This window comes from Streptomyces plumbidurans, from assembly GCF_019857225.1.
GTDB lineage: Bacteria > Actinomycetota > Actinomycetes > Streptomycetales > Streptomycetaceae > Streptomyces > Streptomyces plumbidurans.
The window spans coordinates 78,041-97,632 of record NZ_JAFJSY010000014.1; the positions used below are offsets into that span (position 1 = coordinate 78,041).

General features: G+C 69.3%; 13 protein-coding genes. 5 read left to right on the plus strand and 8 right to left on the minus strand.

From position 1 onward, the window contains the following. Positions 1–66: 66 nt before the first annotated feature. Complete coding sequence (locus JYK17_RS12335) at positions 67–1,800, plus strand: ABC transporter ATP-binding protein (protein WP_108007678.1); 1,734 nt, start codon at positions 67–69, stop codon at positions 1,798–1,800. Further along, positions 1,800–3,728 (plus strand): ABC transporter ATP-binding protein, encoded by a 1,929-nt coding sequence (locus JYK17_RS12340; RefSeq protein WP_222810365.1) that lies wholly within the window; start codon positions 1,800–1,802, stop codon positions 3,726–3,728. The genes JYK17_RS12335 and JYK17_RS12340 overlap by 1 nt, the downstream gene beginning before the upstream one ends. A gap of 33 nt (positions 3,729–3,761) precedes the next feature. On the opposite strand, the gene JYK17_RS12345 is transcribed toward JYK17_RS12340, so the two are convergent. The 5 genes from JYK17_RS12345 to JYK17_RS12365 all read right to left on the minus strand — a co-directional run bounded on the left by JYK17_RS12345 (position 3,762) and on the right by JYK17_RS12365 (position 10,734). Then, positions 3,762–5,066, minus strand: coding sequence for an RNA polymerase sigma factor (locus JYK17_RS12345; RefSeq protein WP_222810366.1), 1,305 nt, complete (start codon positions 5,064–5,066; stop codon positions 3,762–3,764). Between the two features lie 102 nt (positions 5,067–5,168). After that, positions 5,169–7,070 carry a DNA primase gene (gene dnaG, locus JYK17_RS12350; RefSeq protein ID WP_222810367.1) on the minus strand — a complete coding sequence of 634 codons (1,902 nt, stop codon included), beginning with the start codon at positions 7,068–7,070 and terminating at the stop codon, positions 5,169–5,171. Positions 7,071–7,099: 29 nt separating this feature from the next. Beyond that, positions 7,100–8,365: an NAD(P)/FAD-dependent oxidoreductase gene (locus JYK17_RS12355; RefSeq protein WP_222810368.1), complete on the minus strand. Its 1,266-nt coding sequence runs from the start codon at positions 8,363–8,365 to the stop codon at positions 7,100–7,102. A gap of 168 nt (positions 8,366–8,533) precedes the next feature. Further along, the gene (locus JYK17_RS12360) at positions 8,534–9,847 is read right to left on the minus strand and encodes a deoxyguanosinetriphosphate triphosphohydrolase (RefSeq protein ID WP_222810369.1); all 1,314 of its coding nucleotides are present in this window, start codon (positions 9,845–9,847) and stop codon (positions 8,534–8,536) included. A 50-nt stretch (positions 9,848–9,897) separates the two neighbouring features. After that, positions 9,898–10,734, minus strand: a complete 837-nt coding sequence (locus JYK17_RS12365) for a sirohydrochlorin chelatase (protein WP_222810370.1) — start codon at positions 10,732–10,734, stop codon at positions 9,898–9,900. A gap of 234 nt (positions 10,735–10,968) precedes the next feature. On the opposite strand from JYK17_RS12365, the gene JYK17_RS12370 reads away from it, so the two are divergent. From JYK17_RS12370 to JYK17_RS12380, 3 genes are all read left to right on the plus strand, one after another. Beyond that, a complete protein-coding gene (locus JYK17_RS12370; protein WP_222810371.1) occupies positions 10,969–11,640 on the plus strand; it encodes a SanA/YdcF family protein in 672 nt (223 codons plus the stop codon). 113 nt (positions 11,641–11,753) lie between these two features. After that, complete coding sequence (locus JYK17_RS12375) at positions 11,754–13,859, plus strand: molybdopterin oxidoreductase family protein (protein ID WP_222810372.1); 2,106 nt, start codon at positions 11,754–11,756, stop codon at positions 13,857–13,859. Between the two features lie 160 nt (positions 13,860–14,019). Beyond that, positions 14,020–15,672 (plus strand): M4 family metallopeptidase, encoded by a 1,653-nt coding sequence (locus tag JYK17_RS12380; protein ID WP_108007669.1) that lies wholly within the window; start codon positions 14,020–14,022, stop codon positions 15,670–15,672. Positions 15,673–15,741: 69 nt separating this feature from the next. Here JYK17_RS12380 and JYK17_RS12385 read toward each other — a convergent pair whose 3' ends face one another. The 3 genes from JYK17_RS12385 to JYK17_RS12395 are packed head-to-tail and all read right to left on the minus strand — an operon-like array spanning position 15,742 to position 19,046. Beyond that, positions 15,742–17,958, minus strand: a complete 2,217-nt coding sequence (locus JYK17_RS12385; protein ID WP_222810373.1) for a hypothetical protein — start codon at positions 17,956–17,958, stop codon at positions 15,742–15,744. Next, positions 17,955–18,650, minus strand: a complete 696-nt coding sequence (locus JYK17_RS12390; RefSeq protein WP_108007667.1) for an ABC transporter ATP-binding protein — start codon at positions 18,648–18,650, stop codon at positions 17,955–17,957. The genes JYK17_RS12385 and JYK17_RS12390 overlap by 4 nt, the downstream gene beginning before the upstream one ends. A 48-nt stretch (positions 18,651–18,698) precedes the next feature. After that, on the minus strand, positions 18,699–19,046 hold the full coding sequence (locus JYK17_RS12395) for a hypothetical protein (RefSeq protein WP_128803021.1): 348 nt from the start codon (positions 19,044–19,046) through the stop codon (positions 18,699–18,701). Positions 19,047–19,592: the final 546 nt, after the last annotated feature.

Consider the following 19,592-nt stretch of genomic DNA (forward strand, 5'->3'; position numbering starts at 1 on the left):
GGAGTGTCGGACGATAGGAGCCTCGGGCATCAAGCCCGCCCGATCGCCGACTCCGAGAGACGTAGCGTGCTCATACGACTTCTGCGGACCTACCTCAGGCCCTACAAGAAACCCATTGCCCTGCTGGTGCTGCTGCAGTTCCTGCAGACCTGCGCCACCCTGTACCTGCCCACTCTGAACGCCCACATCATCGACAACGGTGTCGTGAAGGGTGACACCGGGTACATCCTCTCCTTCGGCGCCCTGATGATCGGCATCTCACTGGTGCAGGTCGTCTGCAACATCGGTGCCGTGTACTTCGGCGCGCGGACCGCCTCGGCCCTCGGCCGGGACGTACGGGCCGCCGTCTTCGACCGGGTGCAGTCCTTCTCGGCGCGCGAGGTCGGCCACTTCGGCGCGCCCTCGCTGATCACCCGTACCACCAATGACGTGCAGCAGGTCCAGATGCTGGCCCTGATGTCGTTCACGCTGATGGTGTCCGCGCCGATCATGTGCGTCGGCGGCATCGTGCTGGCCCTGGGCCTGGACGTACCGCTGTCCGCGGTGCTGGTCGCGGTGGTGCCGACCCTGGGCATCTGCGTGACGCTGATCGTGCGCAGGCTGCGGCCGCTGTTCCGGGCCATGCAGAAGCGCCTGGACACGGTGAACCGGGTGCTGCGCGAGCAGATCACCGGCAACCGTGTGATCAGGGCCTTCGTCCGGGACGAGTACGAGAAGGACCGGTTCAAGAAGGCCAACTCCGATCTCACCGAGATGCAGCTGGCCACCGGCAACATGCTGGCGCTGATGTTCCCGATCGTCATGACCGTGGTGAACCTGTCGTCGATCGCCGTGGTGTGGTTCGGCGCGCACCGCATCGACAGCGGCGGGATGCAGATCGGCGATCTGACCGCCTTCCTCGCCTATCTCATGCAGATCGTCATGTCCGTGATGATGGCCACCTTCATGTTCATGATGGTGCCGCGCGCTGAGGTCTGCGCCGAGCGGATCCAGGAGGTCCTGGAGACCTCCTCCAGCGTGGTGCCGCCGGTGGCGCCGGTCACCGAGCTGCGCCGGCACGGGCATCTGGAGATCCGCGGCGCCGGGTTCCGCTACCCCGGTGCCGAGGAGCCGGTGCTCAGGGCGATCGACCTGGTGGCCCGGCCCGGCGAGGTGACGGCCGTGATCGGCTCGACCGGCAGCGGCAAGTCCACGCTGCTCGGGCTGGTGCCGCGGCTGTTCGACGCGACCGACGGCGAGGTCCTCGTCGACGGCACGGACGTCGCCACCCTCGACCCGAAGCTGCTGGCGAAGACGGTCGGGCTCGTACCGCAGAAGCCTTATCTGTTCGCGGGCACGGTGGCGACCAACTTGCGCTACGGCAATCCGGACGCCACCGACGAGGAACTGTGGCACGCGCTGGAGGTCGCGCAGGCCAAGGACTTCGTCACCAAGCTGGAGGGCGGGCTGAACGCGCCCATCGCCCAGGGCGGTTCGAACGTCTCCGGCGGCCAGCGGCAGCGGCTCGCCATCGCCCGTACGCTCGTCCAGCGCCCGGAGATCTATCTCTTCGACGACTCCTTCTCCGCGCTCGACTACGCCACGGACGCGGCGCTGCGGGCGGCGCTGGCCGAGGAGACCTCGGAGGCGACCGTCGTCATCGTCGCCCAGCGGGTGGCGACCATCCGGGACGCCGACCGGATCGTGGTCCTCGACGAGGGCCGCGTCGTCGGTACCGGCCGCCATCACGAGCTGATGGACGGCAACGAGACCTACCGGGAGATCGTGCTCTCCCAGCTGACGGAAGCGGAGGCTGCCTGATGGCCGGGCCGATGGGACGGATGATGCGCCAGGGCGGTCCCGACAGCCGCTCGATGGACTTCAAGACGTCGAGCAAACGCCTCCTCTCGCAGTTCAGGCCGGAACGCCTCACGATCTACGCGCTGTTGCTGTGCGTGGTGGTCAGCGTCGGCCTCAACGTGATCGGTCCGAAGATCCTCGGCAAGGCCACCGACCTGGTCTTCGCGGGGATCATCGGGCGGCAGATGCCGGCCGGGGCGAGCAAGGAGCAGGTCCTCGACTCGATGCGGGAGCACGGGCAGGGCAGCATCGCCGACATGCTGCGCAGCACCGACTTCACGCCGGGCCAGGGCATCGACTTCGACGCGGTGGGCCGCGTACTGCTGCTCGCGGTCTGTACGTTCGCGGTCGCCGGTCTGCTGATGGCGGGGGCGACCCGGCTGGTCAACCAGACGGTCAACCGCACGATGTTCCGGCTGCGCGAACAGGTGCAGGCGAAGCTGTCGCGCCTGCCGCTGTCGTACTTCGACAAGCGGCAGCGCGGTGAGGTGCTGTCGCGGGCGACCAACGACATCGACAACATCGGGCAGACGCTGCAGCAGTCGATGGGCCAGCTGATCAACTCGCTGCTGACGATCATCGGTGTGCTCGCGGTGATGTTCTGGGTGTCGTGGATCCTGGCGCTGGTCGCGCTGGTGACCGTGCCGCTGTCGTTCGTCGTCGCCACCCGCGTCGGCAAGCGCTCGCAGCCGCACTTCGTGCAGCAGTGGCGCTCCACCGGCAAACTGAACGCCCATATCGAGGAGATGTACACCGGCCACACGCTGGTGAAGGTGTTCGGGCGGCAGGAGGAGTCGGCCGAGCAGTTCGCCGAGCAGAACGACGCGCTGTACGAGGCCGGGTTCAAGGCGCAGTTCAACAGCGGGATCATGCAGCCGCTGATGATGTGCGTGTCGAACCTCAACTATGTGCTGGTGGCGGTCGTCGGCGGGCTGCGGGTCGCCTCGGGCGCCCTGTCGATCGGCGATGTGCAGGCCTTCATCCAGTACTCGCGCCAGTTCTCCATGCCGCTGACGCAGGTCGCGTCGATGGCGAACCTGGTGCAGTCAGGCGTGGCCTCGGCCGAGCGGATCTTCGAACTCCTGGACGCGGAGGAGCAGGAGCCGGATCCGATGCCGGGCGAGCGGCCCGACGAGCTGCGCGGGCGGGTGGAGCTGCAGAACATCTCCTTCAGCTACGACCCCGACAAGCCGCTCATCGAGAACCTCTCCCTGAAGGCCGAACCGGGGCACACGGTCGCGATCGTCGGCCCGACGGGCGCCGGCAAGACCACCCTGGTCAACCTGCTCATGCGGTTCTACGACGTCTCCGGCGGGCGCATCACCCTCGACGGCGTCGACATCGCGACCATGACCCGGGACGAACTGCGCGCCGGGATCGGCATGGTGCTGCAGGACACCTGGCTGTTCGGCGGCACGATCGCGGAGAACATCGCCTACGGTGCCTCCCGCGACGTCACCCGCGGCGAGATCGAGGAGGCGGCGCGGGCCGCGCACGCCGACCGGTTCGTGCGTACGCTGCCCGACGGCTACGACACCGTGATCGACGACGAGGGCTCGGGCGTCAGCGCGGGCGAGAAGCAGCTCATCACCATCGCGCGGGCGTTCCTGTCCGACCCGGTGATCCTGGTGCTCGACGAGGCGACCAGCTCCGTCGACACCCGCACCGAGGTGCTGATCCAGAAGGCGATGGCGAAACTCGCCCACGGGCGTACGTCGTTCGTGATCGCGCACCGGCTGTCGACCATCCGGGACGCCGACACGATTCTCGTCATGGAGAACGGGTCGATCGTCGAGCAGGGGGCCCACACGGAGCTGCTGGAGGCCGACGGGGCGTATGCCCGCCTGTACAAGGCGCAGTTCGCCCAGGCGGTCGCGGAGATCGACTAGGTGCACGGGGGGCCGCCGGCAGGCGGCCCCCTTTCAGTCCAGGTAGCCCCTCAACTGGTCCGCGAAAGCGTGGTCCCGCAATTTGTTGAGGGTCTTGGACTCGATCTGCCGTATCCGTTCCCGGGTCACCCCGAAGATGCGGCCTATCTCCTCCAGCGTGCGCGGGCGGCCGTCGGCGAGGCCGTAGCGGAGCTGGACGACCTTGCGCTCGCGTTCGCCGAGCGTGGACAGTACGGCCTCCAGGTGCTCCCTGAGCAGCAGGAACGCCGCCGACTCGACCGGTGAGGCCGCGTCCCCGTCCTCGATCAGGTCACCGAGCGCCACGTCGTCCTCCTCGCCCACCGGGGCGTGCAGGGAGACGGGCTCCTGGGCCAGCCGCAGCACCTCGCTGACCCGCTCGGGCGGCAGGTCGAGATGGGCGGCGACCTCGTCCGGGGTCGGCTCGTAGCCCCGCTCCTGCAGCATGCGGCGCTGGACGCGGACGACGCGGTTGATCAGCTCGACGACATGGACCGGGACCCGGATGGTGCGGGCCTGGTCGGCGAGGGCCCGAGACATGGCCTGGCGGATCCACCAGGTCGCGTACGTCGAGAACTTGTAGCCGCGGGCGTAGTCGAACTTCTCGACCGCCCTGATCAGGCCGAGGTTGCCCTCCTGCACGAGGTCGAGCATGGTCAGGCCGCGGCCGACGTAGCGCTTGGCGACGGAGACCACGAGCCGCAGGTTCGCCTCGATGAGGCGGCGCTTGGCCATCCGGCCCAGCACCACCAGGCGGTCCAGGTCGAGCGCCAACTGGCTGTCCAAAGAGGGGGTGTTGCTCAGCTTCTCCTCGGCGAACAGGCCGGCCTCGACCCGTCGGGCGAGCTCGACCTCCTCGGCCGCGGTGAGCAGCGGGATGCGGCCGATCTCGCGCAGGTACTGGCGGAACAGATCGGAGGAGGGGCCGCTGGTGTCGGCGCGGACCCGCTCCACGATGGGAGTGTCCACCGGCTCGGCGGGCTCGGTCGCCAGCGCCTCGGCGGGCGGTTCGGCCGGTTCGGGCGGGCCTTCCGCGCCCGCCTCGGGGTGGTGCGCGACACGGCTCTGCGGCGGGACCGCGACGAGAACGTCGGCCTCGGCCTCCGGCACCGTGCCGTTCGTGGTGGTGTCGGTCTGGGTGAGGGTCTGGGTCTGCACGGGGGCGACCTCCAGGATGATCGCTGCTGAGGTGTGCGGCAGCGCTACTTCGGGAGCGGAGTCGGCGGCCACGCCGCTGTCCGTCCCGTACGCGATGAGCGGAACCGCGGGGGTGTGCGACCCGTGTGGGACGGATCGGCCGCGCTCCGAGGACTCAGGCACCGGACCCAGTGTGGAGTACGACACATCGCCGCCACGAGGGGCGTGCGGTGACTTTTTGCAATCGGGCCGTGACCCCGCGGTGACCGCGTCGTACGGCCCAGGTCAGAGAGCTGCGGCTCCGTGCTCCCGCAGCGCCTGGTCGTACTGCTGGAGCACCCACAATTCGTTCTGCACCGCGGCGAGTTGCGCGGGATCGCCGCCCGCGGACAGCCGGGCCATCTGGGACTGGATGTCGCGGATGCGGCGCTCGACCGCGCGGCGGCGGACCTGGACCAGCACCATGCCCGCGTACACCTCGTCGACGGTGCGGCGCATGATCGGCTCCACCGCCAGCTCGGTGACCATCGCCCGCACGGCGTCGTCGGGCGCGGCCTCGCGGACCCGGACCAGGTACTCCTGGGCGTCCTCGACCCCGCTCTCGGCGCCGCCTGCCTCGATCACCGCGAGGCGCACGGCGGCATACGGCGCGGCGGTGAACTCGTCGATGCCGTACGCGTCGAAGGCCGGGGAGACCAACTCCGGATGCTGGAGGGCCAGTTTGAGCAGCTCGCGTTCGGTGGCGTAGACGGGGTTGCGGAGGTTGAGGGCGGGGCCCGAGGCCCTGGGGGGCGCTGCCGCCTCGTACGCCTGCGCGCCTCGCGCGGAGGGGCCCGGGCCCCTGCCGCCGCGGTCGCGGGCCCAACGGGCCAGCTGCGCGACCCTCTTGACCACGAACTGGGTGTCCAGGATGCCGAGCATGCCGGCGAGCTGGACGGCGACCTCGTGCTGTGCGCCGGTGTTCTTGATGCGGGCGACGATCGGGGCGGCCTCGTCCAGGGCCGCGGCGCGGCCGGCCGGGGTGTCCAGGTCGTAGCGGACGACGATCTGGCGCAGCGCGAACTCGAACAGCGGGGTGCGGGGTTCGACCAGGTCCGTCACCGCGTCGTCGCCCTTGGCCAGGCGCAGCTCGCAGGGGTCCATGCCGTCCGGCGCGATCGCGATGTAGGTCTCGGCGGCGAACTTCTGGTCGTCCTCGAAGGCGCGCAGGGCGGCCTTCTGGCCGGCCGCGTCGCCGTCGAAGGTGAAGATCACGCGCGCGCTGCCGTTGTCCATCAGCAGCCGGCGCAGGATCTTGATGTGGTCGCCGCCGAAGGCCGTGCCGCAGGTGGCGATCGCGGTCGTGACGCCTGCGAGGTGGCAGGCCATGACGTCGGTGTATCCCTCGACGACCACCGCGCGGGACGCCTTGGCGATGTCCTTCTTGGCGAGGTCGATGCCGTAGAGGACCTGGGACTTGCGGTAGATGGCGGTGTCGGGGGTGTTGAGGTACTTGGGGCCGTTGTCCGACTCGTAGAGCTTCCTCGCGCCGAAGCCGACGACGTCGCCGCCGATGTCGCGGATCGGCCACATCAGCCGGCCGCGGAAGCGGTCGATGGGGCCGCGGCGGCCGTCCTGGGCCAGGCCGGACAGGACCAGCTCCTTGTCGCTGAAGCCCTTGCCGCGCAGATACCGGGTGAGGTGGTCCCAGCCCTGCGGGCTGTAGCCGACGGAGAAGTGCTCTGCGGCCGCCTGGTCGAAGCCGCGCTCGGCGAGGAAGGTGCGGCCGGCGTCGGCCTCGGGGCTGGTGGCCAGCTGCTCCATGTACCACTGCGCGGCCATCTTGTGCGCCTCGACCAGGCGGATGCGCTCGCCGCGCTGGTGGGTGGGGTTGTACCCCCCCTCCTCGTAACGCAGCGTGATGCCGGCCTGGCCGGCGAGGCGCTCGACCGCCTCCGAGAAGGAGAGGTGGTCCACCTTCATCACGAACGTGATGGTGTCGCCGCCCTCCTGGCAGCCGAAGCAGTGGAAGAGTCCCTTGCTGGGGCTGACCTGGAAGGACGGCGACTTCTCGTCGTGGAAGGGGCACAGGCCCTTGAGGTTGCCACCGCCCGCGTTGCGCAGCTGGAGGTACTCGGAGACGACGGCGTCGATCGGGACCGCGTCCCGTACCGCCTTCACGTCCTCGTCGTTGATCCGTCCAGCCACGCGTGAATTCTACGGTGGTGCACTGACAGCTAAGGGACGAGGCTTTCGAGCGGAACGTGCGGGTCCGCCAGCGCCTCCGTGTTCACCTGTGTCTTCGCGCGAATCAGCTTCTGGACGGGGTCCTTCACGTCCCACACGTTGACGTTCATCCCGGCGAGCACCCGGCCGTCCTTGACCCAGAACGCGATGAACGCACGCTTTCCGGCGTCCCCGCGGATCACCACTTCGTCGTACGTGCCCGGGGGCGCCCAGCCGTTGTACTCCATCCCCAGGTCGTACTGGTCGGAGAAGAAATAGGGCACACGGTCGTAGGTGACGTCCTGGCCGAGCATGGCACGGGCCGCGGCCGGGCCGCCGTTGAGGGCGTTGGCCCAGTGCTCGACACGCAGCCGGGTGCCGAAGAGGGCGTGCGGGAAGGAGACGACGTCACCGGCCGCGTGGATGTCGGGGTCGGAGGTGCGCAGCCGCTCGTCGACCACGACGCCGCCGCCGTGCTCACGGGCGGCGATCTCCAGGCCCGCGGCCTCCGCGAGGCCGATGCGCGGGGCGGCGCCGATCGCCGCGAGGACGTCGTGGGCGGGGTGCTCCTCGCCGTCGTCGGTGCGGGCGGCCAGCACCATCCCGTCCTGACCGACGATCTCCGTGAGCCTCGCGCCGAAGTGGAAGCGGACGCCGTGCTCGCGGTGCAGATCCGCGAAGAGGCTGCCGAGCTCGGGGCCGAGGACCGCGTGCAGCGGGGTCTGCTCGGGCTCGACGACGGTGACCTCGGCGCCGTACTCCCGCGCCGCCGCCGCGACCTCCAGACCGATCCAGCCGGCGCCCGCGATCACGATGTGGCCGTTGTCCCGGCCGAGGGCGCTCAGCACTCCCTTGAGCCGCTCGGCGTGCGCGATACGGCGCAGATGGTGGACGCCCGCGAGGTCGGTGCCCGGAATGTCGAGGCGGCGTGGTTCCGCGCCCGTGGCCAGCAGCAGCTTGTCGTAGCGGACGAGGGTGCCGTCACCGCCGAAGCGGACCGTCTTGGCCGTGCGGTCGATGGCGTCCACGGTCTCGCCGAGGTGCAGCTCGATGTCGTTCTGCGCGTACCAGGCGGGTTCGTGGACGAAGACGGTGTCGCGCTCCTCCTTGCCCAGCAGGTAGCCCTTGGAGAGCGGGGGGCGCTCGTAGGGGTGGTCGCGCTCGTCGCAGATCAGTATCACGCGGCCGCTGAAGCCCTCCGCTCGGAGCGTCTCGGCCGCCTTGGCGCCGGCGAGTCCGCCTCCGACGATGACGAATGTCTGATCCGCGTCGACCACTTGATGCCTCCTACGGGGTGTCCGAGGGGTGTCTCCTCGGAGAACACAGCGGATGCCGCCACATGCGAGCGTCCCGCACGCAGCGTGATGGGGGAAGAGGGAGTGGCCCGATCAGGCCACGGAGGGTCACGATCGGGCGTGTTCGGCGTCACCCACGTCCCGTCAGTCTCATGGATGCCCTGTCAGACGCGCGTGAAGCGAGCGGGCCGAGGCGTCGGTGAGGGACCCGATCTGGTCGACGATCACGCGCTTGCGGGCGCGGTCGTCGCCGGCCTGCTCGAACAGGGCGCGGAACTGCGGGTCCAGGCCGTCCGGGGCGCGGGCGGTGAGCGCCTCGGCCAGCTCGGCGACGACGATCCGCTGGTCGGCCCGCAGCCGCTCCTGCTCGGCGCGCTGCATGACATAGCGGTCGGCGACGGCCTTGAGGACCGCGCACTCCAGCCGGGCCTCGCGGGGTACGACGAGCTCGGCGCCGTAGCGGGTCAGGCGCCCGCTGCCGTGTCTCGCGCGCGTGGCGGCCTCCGCGGCCAGGCAGAAGCGGCCGATGAGCTGGCTGGTGGCGTCCTTGAGGCGGGCCTGGGCGATGGCCGAGCCGTCGTAGCCGTGCGGCCACCACTCCTGGTCCTGGAGGCGGTCGAGGGCGGCGGCCAGCTCGGCGGGGTCGGTGCCCGCGGGCACGTAGCGGCCGACGGCGACCGCGAACACCGACTGCCGCTCGGGCTCGGCGTGCAGGCAGTTGGGGTCGATGTGCCCGGCGTGCAGGCCGTCCTCGACGTCGTGCACCGAATACGCCACGTCGTCCGCCCAGTCCATGACCTGCGCCTCGAAGGTGGTGCGGGCGCCGGGCGCCTCCTTGCGGACCCAGTCGAAGACGGGGCGGTCGTCCTCGTAGACACCGAACTTGCGGGAGCCGGGGTCGGTGGGGTGCTCGCCGCGGGGCCAGGGGTACTTGGTGGCGGCGTCGAGGGTGGCGCGGGTGAGGTTGAGGCCGACGGAGCGCGAGCCGCCGTCGGTGAAGCGCTTGGGCTCGATGCGGGTGAGCAGGCGCAGCGACTGGGCGTTGCCCTCGAAGCCGCCGCAGTCCTCGGCGAATTCGTTGAGCGCCTGCTCGCCGTTGTGCCCGAAGGGCGGGTGGCCCAGGTCGTGGGAGAGACAGGCCGCCTCCACCAGGTCCGGGTCGCAGCCGAGGGCCGCGCCCAGCTCCCGGCCGACCTGGGCGCATTCCAGTGAGTGCGTCAGGCGCGTACGAGGACTGGCGTCCCAGGCCTGGTTGCGGGCGCCGGGGGTGACCACCTGGGTCTTGCCGGCCAGTCGGCGCAGGGCGGCGGAGTGCAGCACGCGCGCGCGGTCGCGCTGGAAGGCGGTGCGGCCGGGGCGCTTGTCGGGCTCGGTGACCCAGCGCTCCACTGCTGACGCGTCGTAGCCGGGCGGCGGGACGTGGTTCTCGTAATCCTGCGGCTCGATGCCTGCGATGCCTTCCATGCTCCCGACAGTAGAGGCACGGACCGACAATCGGGACGTCAGGTGCCGTTTCAGGCCGAGGCGAGCGCGGGCCCGGACGTTGTGGCGCGGGTGGCGAGGGCCTGGTCGTAGCGGTGCAGGACCAGGCGGGCCATGGCCGGGTGGGTGCCGAGGGGGGCCGAGGCGATCCAGGGGGCGGCCTCGGCGCACTCCGTCGCGAAGCGGCCGGGGGCGGTGAAGTACGAGGCCACGGCGACCCGGTGACGGCCGCTCGCGGCCAGCGCCCGTACCGCGTCCGGGACCGTCGGCGCGGCGGTGCTGGCGTAGGCGGGGACCACCGGGACGCCCAGGCGCTCGGCGAGCAGCCGGGCCGTGCGGCCCGTGTCGACCCTCGACTCCGGGTCGCGGGAGCCTGCGGCGGCGAGGACGACGGCGCTGCTGCGGCGGGTCTCCTCGTCCGCGGGGGCCTCCGCGGGGTCGTTCGTGGGGTCGTCCGCGGGGGTGCGCCAGCCCGCCTCGGCGAGCCGGGCGCACAGGGCGTCCACGAGGAGGGGGTGCGGGCCGAGGGCACCGGCCACGCGCGCGCGTACCGCCGACTTCGCGGCCGTTTCGGGGATGTCCCGCTTGATGTGGTAGCCGCGGCTGAGCAGCAGGGGGACCAGGACCGCGTCGGCGGTGCCGAGGGAGGCGAGGGTGTCGGGGAGCAGCGGCTCGTTGAGTTCGATGTGCCCGAGGTGCACGGGCAGACCGGGGCGCTGCTGCCGTACGCGATCCAGGAGCGCGCCGACCCTGCGCAGTGCGCGCGGGTCCCGGCTGCCGTGCGCCACGACGACGAGCGCGGGCGGGGGTGCCCACGGCCCGGCCGGGAAGTGGCCGCGAGGAACCGGTGATCTGCGCGTCGCTGTCATGCGCCGATGGTGTCGGCGTCACGTTGCCGTCCCGTTGCGCGCGCGTGACGGGCGTTTTCCGGCAGTTCACGGTGGCGTGGGTGAGGACTGTGAACCGAGGTGACCTGCGGTTTCCTCGCGCGAAGTGTTTCTGGTCACGTGGTAGGCGGCGAACCGATGCGGGTGACGGGACGTCTCTGACTGTCGATGCGGTGGCTTCGGCGTCGCAAGTGTCGTGAGGGAGAGGGGCGTCCCATGCGCAGACCACGTCTGCCACGCACGCGTGCCGGTCGGCGGCGGCTGCTGCAGGCCGTGATGGCCGGGTGCGTGCTGGCGCTGCTGCCGGCGACCTGGATGTACCTGGTCACGGGCGACCGGTTGCGCACGACGGCGGACGTACCGCGCTCCGACGTCGCCGTCGTCTTCGGCGCGGGCCTGTGGGACGGCGAGCCCTCCCCTTATCTCGCGCACCGGCTGGACGCGGCCGCACGGCTGTACCGCGCCGGCCGTGTGAAGGTCGTGCTGGTCACCGGCGACAACAGCCGCAAGGACTACGACGAGCCGGACGCCATGCGCACCTATCTCACCCGGCACGGCGTCCCCGGCGAACGGATCGTCAGCGACTACGCCGGCTTCGACACCTGGGACTCCTGCGTCCGCGCGAAGAAGATCTTCGGCGTCGACCGGGCCGTACTGATCAGCCAGGGCTTCCACATCCGGCGCGCGGTCGCCCTGTGCCAGGCGGCGGGCGTGCGCTCGTACGGCATCGGGGTCCAGGACAAGCACGACATCACCTGGTACTACGGCGGCACCCGGGAGGTCCTCGCGGCGGGCAAGGCGGCCCTGGACGCGGTGTTCCACCCCGACCCGCGCTTCCTCGGACCGAAGGAGACGGGGGTGTCGAAGGCGCTGGCGAGCGCCCGGTGACGGTGCGGAAACGGGACGCTCACGCCGGGGCGGCCGGAGCCGGGAGGCCGCCGTCCCGCCCGCGTAACAGGGGGCCGTCCCGCACGTAACACGGCCGAAGCACGCTGAGGGACATGCAGACCTCAGCGACGCCCACGCACTGCCCGTACTGCGCCCTGCAGTGCGGGATGAACCTGACGCCCGTGCCCGGAGGCACGGTCGAGGTGAGCGAGCGGACGGACTTCCCGGTGAACCGGGGCGCGCTGTGCGGCAAGGGCCGTACGGCACCGGCCCTGCTCTCCTCCCGGGTGCGCCTGACCACCCCGCTGGTGCGCTCCGGGGGCACGCTGGTGCCGGCCGGCTGGGACGAGGCGCTGGACCGGATCGCCGAGGGACTGCGGCGGACGCGTACGGAGCACGGCCCGGACGCGGTCGGTGTCTTCGGCGGTGGCGGGCTGACCAACGAGAAGGCGTACGCGCTCGGCAAGTTCGCCCGGGTGGTGCTCGGCACCTCGCAGATCGACTACAACGGGCGCTTCTGCATGTCCTCGGCGGCGGCCGCGGGCACCAAGGCCTTCGGCCTGGACCGCGGGCTGCCGTTCCCGCTGGAGGACATCCCGAGGACGGGCTGCGTGATCCTCGTCGGGTCGAACCTCGCCGAGACCATGCCGCCGTCGCTGCGCTTCTTCACCGAACTGAAGGAGAACGGCGGCACGCTGATCGTCGTCGACCCGCGCCGCACCAGGACCGCGGAGCAGGCCGATCTGCACCTCGCGCCCCGCCCGGGCACCGACCTCGCCCTCGCGCTCGGTCTGCTGCACCTGGTCGTGGCGGAGGGGCGCGTCGACGAGGAGTACGTCCAGGCGCGCACCGACGGCTGGGAGGAGGCGCGGGCCGCGGTGATGGCGCACTGGCCGGAGCAGGTGGAGCGGATCACGGGGGTGTCCGTTCCCCAACTGCGCGAGGCGGTACGGCTGTTCTGCGAGCCCGCGGACGCGATGGTGCTGACCGCGCGCGGGCCCGAGCAGCAGTCCAAGGGCACGGACACGGTGGGCGCGTGGATCAATCTGTGCCTGGCCACCGGCCGGGCGGGCCGCCCGCGGTCCGGCTACGGCTGTCTGACCGGGCAGGGCAACGGCCAGGGCGGACGCGAACACGGCCAGAAGGCCGACCAGTTGCCCGGCTACCGCAAGCTGGACGATCCGGCCGCACGGCGGCATGTGGCCGAGGTGTGGGGCGTGGACCCGGACTCGCTGCCCGGGCCGGGACGCAGCGCCTACGAACTGCTCGACGCCCTGGGCACGGACATCAGGTCGCTGCTGCTGATGGGCTCCAACCCGGTGGTGTCGGCTCCGCGGGCCGCGCACATCGAGGAGCGCATCAGGTCGCTCGACCTTCTGGTGGTGTGTGACGTCGTACTGTCCGAGACGGCGGCCCTCGCCGACGTCGTCCTGCCCGTGACCCAGTGGGCGGAGGAGACCGGCACCACCACCAGCCTGGAGGGCCGCGTCCTGCTGCGGCGGCGGGCGATCACCGCCCCCGAGGGCGTCCGCAGCGACCTGGAGGTCCTGCACGAACTCGCCGACCGGCTCGGCGTGGAGAAGGGCTTCCCGACCGACCCGGAGGAGGTCTTCGAGGAGCTGCGGCGGGCCAGTGCGGGCGGCCCCGCCGACTACTCCGGGATCACCTATCGCCGGCTGGCGGAGGAGAACGGGGTGTTCTGGCCGTGCCCTCAGGGCGAACCGGGCGCATCGGCGGACGGGTCCGTGGACGCCCACCCCGGCACTCCGCGCCTCTTCCTCGACCGTTTCGCGACCGCGGACGGCCGGGCCCGGTTCGTCCCCGTCTCGCACCGGGCGATCGCCGAGGAGCCGGACGAGGAGTACCCGGTGCTGCTGACGACCGGCCGGGTCGTCGCCCAGTACCAGTCCGGTGCGCAGACCCGGCGTGTGGCGGAGTTGAACGCCGCGGCGCCGGGCCCGTTCGTGGAGCTGCACCCGCGGCTGGCGGCGCGGCTCGGGGCGGCGGAGGGCGACCCGGTGGCGGTCGTCTCGCGCCGGGGGCGCGCGGTGGCACCCGCCCGCATCACGACCGCGATCCGCCCCGACACCGTCTTCATGCCCTTCCACTGGCCGGGCGAGGGCCGCGCCAACACCCTGACCAACCCCGCGCTCGACCCCACCTCGCGGATGCCGGAGTTCAAGGCGTGCGCGGTGCGCTTGGAGGCCGTGCGGAAGTAGTCCTCGGAACCTCACAAAAACGATCCTCTCTCCTCACATACCTCCTCGTCCGCGCTATGGACCTTGATCTGTCATGGCCCCTTAAATCAAAGTCAATAAGCCATCTCAGTCAGCGCAAGCGCTCCCCCCACGCGCCCCTGGCGCCTTTTCGAGGAGATCGATGAGTCGGATACGTATCGACGTCCGGGGCTCCCGTCGTCTGGCCGCACTCGGCGTGGCCGCAACCACCGCCACCCTGCTGGCCTCCGCACTGTCCCCCGCCGCCGTCGCGGACGACCGACCCACCAGGGCGGACGCGATCGAGAACGCGGCGTCGGCGCTGCTGAAGCACGCCGCGAGCCTCCAGCTCACCTCCGCCGAGGGCACGAAGGTGCGGGACGTGATCGTCGACAGCGACGGCACCCAGCATGTGCGCTACGACCGGACGTACCGTCACCTCCCAGTCCTGGGCGGCGACTTCGTGGTCCACGTGGCACGGGACGGTGCCTACCGCAACGCCGACCGCGCGACGCGCAGCAAGATATCCCTCGCCTCCGTCGACCCCTCCATACCGGCGCCGAAGGCGGCCGACCTCGCGGCGAACGCGCTGCGGGCGGTCAATCTCGGCGAGACCCTGAAGAAGCTGACGGCCAAGCCCCAGCTGGTCGTCGACGCCCTGCACGGGGCGCCGAAGCTGGCGTGGCGCACGGATGTCGTGGCGCAGGACTCGATGGGCAACCCGGTCTCCCGCACCGTCCTCACGGACGCGCACACCGGCTCGCAGATCGACGCCTGGGACGACATCGAGACGGCGACGGGCGACGGCAAGTCGCTGTACAGCGGGACGGTGCCGCTGCAGACGACGCAGTCGGGATCGACGTACCAGCTCAAGGACGCGACCCGGGGCGGGACGTACACGGGTGACGCGGCGGGCCAGTCGGACCTGTGCATCCTGACCAGCATCTGCATCTCCCGCGCCCCCTCGACGGTGTTCACCGACGCGGACAACCACTGGGGCGACGGCACGAGTTCGGACCGCGCCTCCGCCGCCGTGGACGCGCAGTACGGCACCAACATGACCTGGGACTTCTACAAGGACGTCTTCGGCCGCAACGGCATCGGCGACGACGGCAAGGGTTCCTACAACCGCGTCCACTACGGCAACAAGTACAACAACGCCTTCTGGGACGACAGTTGCTTCTGCATGACGTACGGCGACGGTGACGGTACGACGCTCGGGCCCATGGTCGGCCTGGACGTGGCCGGTCACGAGATGACGCACGGCGTCACCTCCAAGACGGCGGCGCTGACGTACTCGGGCGAGTCCGGTGGGCTGAACGAGGCGACGTCCGACATCCTCGGCACGCTGGTCGAGTGGCACGCGAACAACTCCTCCGACCCCGGGGACTATTTGATCGGCGAGAAGATCGTCCGCCCCGGCTTCGGCGCCAAGGCGCTGCGCTTCATGGACAAGCCCTCCAAGGACGGCCAGTCCGCGGACTACTGGAGCAGCTCGGTCGGCAAGCTCGACGTCCACTACTCCTCCGGCGTCGCCAACCACTTCGCCTACCTCCTGGCGGAGGGCAGCGGCGCCAAGACCATCAACGGCGTCAGCTACAACTCCCCCACCTCCAACGGCAAAACGGTGACCGGCATCGGCCGCGACAAGCTCGGCCAGATCTGGTATCGCGCCCTGACGGTCTACATGACCTCCTCGACGGACTACGCGGGCGCCCGCACGGCGACCCTCAACGCCGCGAAGGATCTGTACGGGGCGGGGAGCGCTGAGTACGACGCGGTGGGGGCTGCTTGGAGCGCGGTGAACGTGAACTGAGCCGGGACTTTTTCAGGTGCGGCCGGGTGGCAACGCAACCCGGCCGCACGGCGCGATCAACCCGATCGATCAGTCGGCCGACGGTCTCCAGGACGCAGCCAGGCGGTTCGCGGAACGCCATGCCCACAGGCAGAGCACCACGGCACTCGCACTCGCTCCCCCTGCTAGGACGAGATAGAGGCTGTCGGACACAGGCTGCATGCCGCCCACCGTGATGGGAGCCGTCAGCCAAAGGGAGACAACGCTTCCGAACACGGCCGCCAGCAGGGTGGGGAGCACCAAGGACCACGCCGCGACAGCGCCGAAGACTCCCCTGCCACCCGTCAGCACTGAGAGCGGAGCCACTTCCCGTCCGAACCGCAGAAATTCGGCAAGTGCCGTGAAACCCATGGCGAATACGGTGAGACAGGCCCCGATCAGACCGAGCAATCGCACCCAGGACGCGGATACTTCCAGGTCGTTGGCACCCAGAAGCCAACTGTTGCCGAGAGGTTCGGCATTGGCGCGCATGTCGAGGTGAGCTCGCGCGGTCTCCTTGAGAGCCGATACGCGCAGGTTAGCTCCCGATTTGTCGACAGCGATCAGAATCGGTGATTCGTCTTCAGCGTGAACCCCATCCACGCGGCCTTGCCGGGCAACGACCTGGCCCTCTGCCTCATTTCCGGTCCACCGGAGGAGTTCAGAGACACGTACGTCGCGTGCCGTCTGCCTCTGCCTACTCGTCGCCGGTGTCGCGGCGGAACATGGAAGCTTGAGCGCCGTGAGTGCCGTACAGGATCCGGTGAGGGTGAGGCGTGCGGTGTTCTCACCGGGTGAGACCTCCTGGGCCGCGAGCAACTCGACGCCAGAGGGCAAGGCCGCAGTGAAGTCTCGTAGCCGCGCCTCGCTGTCGGGATAAGGCGAGACGACGAGGAGTGAAGTGCTTATACGATCTTTCGTGGCCATGGCGTTGGCCGCGTTTTCCCCCAACAGGCACGTCCAGAGCTGGGTCTGGGCCACCAGCCCGATCATGACGACCACGGCCGCCACAAAACGGGCGGTCACCCTTGTCTGCGCTGCCATCCTGCGCCCGGCGACCAGCATCCCCGGGCGGCCGAGCTTGTTGCCCGCTTGAGCAATGCCTGTGCCCGCCCATCCCGTGAACACGGCAATGACAGAAGGCAGAGTGAGCAGCACCGCCGCAACGCCTGCGGCATACACAGGCAGGCGTAGGTCGTCACCGGCGAGTTCCGAACCGCGTACTGCGAAAAGCATCGCGAAAGGGAAAAGCCAGGGCAGCCAGGCGCGTTGGCGCTGGAATCGGGGTACTGGGCGGGTCGATCCTTCTGAAGGCCGACGTGACGGATGAGGCACTACGGCCGCTGCCACCATCATTACGACCGCAAGGGCCCCTGAAGCCGCAAGCCAAGGCAAAGCCCGGCGGGCGTCCTGAGCGCTGAGTGTGAATTCGGTCCAAGGAAACCGTACGTTGCTGATGAGGGTGGGACTCATGAGTACGGCGGCTCCGGCAAGGCCGCACAGCGCTGGCGCCGCTACTTCTCCCACGGTGAAGACAATTTGTGAAGTTTTTCCTGCCCCGAGAGCTTGGAAGAGTGCGAGTCTCCTCTCCCGAACTACTGAGCCGATGCGCACACTGGCCAGGGCGAAGGCGCCGGCAGGCAAGAGCGCGAACCCCGCCAGTCCCGCGGCGAAGACCGAGAAGCCCGGAATGGACATGCTCTCGCCCAGCGAGGCCACGCCTCCTTGATGGAGTCCGAAAGCTCGGACGGGATGCATGTCTTTGCGGTCCAACAACTCGGCGCGCGGCCGGACATAGGCGAACCGCTCCTCCGGCGCCTCCAGGCCTTCCGCTCCGATCGTGCCGGCGAGCTTGCCGTAGCGGGTTCTGATGCCCTCTCGCTGTCCAGCCTTCAGCAAAGCCGGAGACAACACTGCTTCTCCTGGCTTGGGCCAATGGCTGAGGCCCGGCGGCAGTGGCGCGTTCGACCTCATTGGCTCGATGTAGACCACACTGTGCTGGCGTCCGTCGACGTCATCGCTCCCCCAGGACCACAACGCCACGGCTTCGTTCCGCTGCTCCTCGCTGATGATCTGCGGTGCACGAGCCCCTCCCCGGATCTCACGGCCGTCATACGTGGCGTGAGCGAGCGCCAGGCCGCCGAGCGCGAGTGCGAGGAGGCAGGTGGCCGAGCCGAGCGCCCAGAAACGCAGACGCCCAGCTTCGGTCGAGAATGTCGTTCTCCAGCCTGCTCGCAGCAGTTGCAGCAATAGCGGACGACTCTTCATGACGCAGCTCCCGCCGATGCGGGCTCCGGAGCCGGGATCAGACGTCCGTCCTGAAGCTGGAGGCGGCGCTGGGCGCGGGAGGCGACGGTGTCGTCATGCGTTACCACCACGAGGCCGCAGCTCCAGCGCTCGGGCAGACTGTAGAGCAGATCGGCGACGGACTGGCGGGCCACCGAATCCAGAGCTCCCGTGGGCTCGTCCGCGAGCAAGAGAGCAGGCTTGTTCATCAACGCGCGCGCCACGGCGACGCGCTGGCGTTCGCCTCCGGAAAGAGAACTCGTATCGGTCGCATCCGGTGGCACGCTCAGCTCGCGCAATAATTCCTGGGCACGGCCGAACGCGTCTGCTCGAGATATCCCGGCGAACAGCCCTGCCATCGCAACGTTCTCCACCGGTGTGAGCTCAGGGAGCAGTTCACCGGCCTGGAACACCATGCCGATCGAATCCCGCCGGTGCCGCAGCAACCGCCGACCGACAAGAGAGTCCATGCGCTCACCACGAACAAGCACGGCTCCGGCCAGTGGCTTGAGCAGACCCAGTACACACATCAACAGGGTTGACTTACCGCTACCGCTCGGTCCCGAAATCGCGACGGACTCTCCGGCCCTGACCGTCAGATCAACCGAATCCAGGATCACTCGATCTTTGATCCGGTAATGCAGTTCACCTATCTCCAGAACTGCCACATCCATCGCTTCCAAGATCCCTGCTCTCATTTTCTTGCTTAGATCGGATGCGATTCAGTCCGAATCCCAGCCACTGCAGTCGTCGGGCCAATTATTTATATATTCGCACGCCTTTATGCGCCAAATTTCGCTTTCGTGACGGGCACTTTTGGTCGAGTACCCGTAACCGCGCTTTTCCCACAAGGTGTGGACTGTTTCGCTGAAGTACGGATACGAGTACTGAGCCTTGACGGGGTGGCCATCCTTGTCTGTGTCCTTAATATTCGCGTAATGGCGCACATTCCCGGATGTCCACGCATAAGCACCGCCTGTCGAAGCGTCAAGCTCTCCAGCGAACGCCGGCGTAGACATCGCCAGCGCAGCTACCGCGATCCCGGCCGCAACCATTCTCTTCATCTCCACAAGACTCTCCCTTTTACGCATTCAGAATCGTCAGTCGTTGTCCCACGCACTGCAATCGTCAGGCCAGTTGTTGATGTACTCGCAGGCCTTTATTTCAAGCACGTTCGACCCGTAATCACTGGTACTGCTGTATCCGTAGCCTCTCTTTTCCCAAAGCGTGCGGAGTGTGCCGGAACTATTCAAGCGGTAGTACTGGGCCTTGACCGGATGTCCATCCCTAGCCGTGTCTTTGATATTCGCATAGTGATCACCTCCAGAGGTCAACGCATAAGCACCATCCGTCGACGCACTAAAAGCGAACGCGGGAGCGGAGGCAGTCACCGACCTCGGCAAGAACGGATGGCGAGGGCGTCGCTGGCGAGAGCCAGGCAGGTGGGGCGCAGGACGTATTCGCCCGTCTTGGCCACCGCCTCCCACGTCTCGTCGCCGCGGGCCAGGTTGGTAAGGCGGCGACGGTTCTGCCCTCGCAGGGGAGACGACGTACCGGCCCCGACAACGCCTCCGAGGGGACGCGTCGGGACCGGCAGGGCGCGCCCTGCCGACACC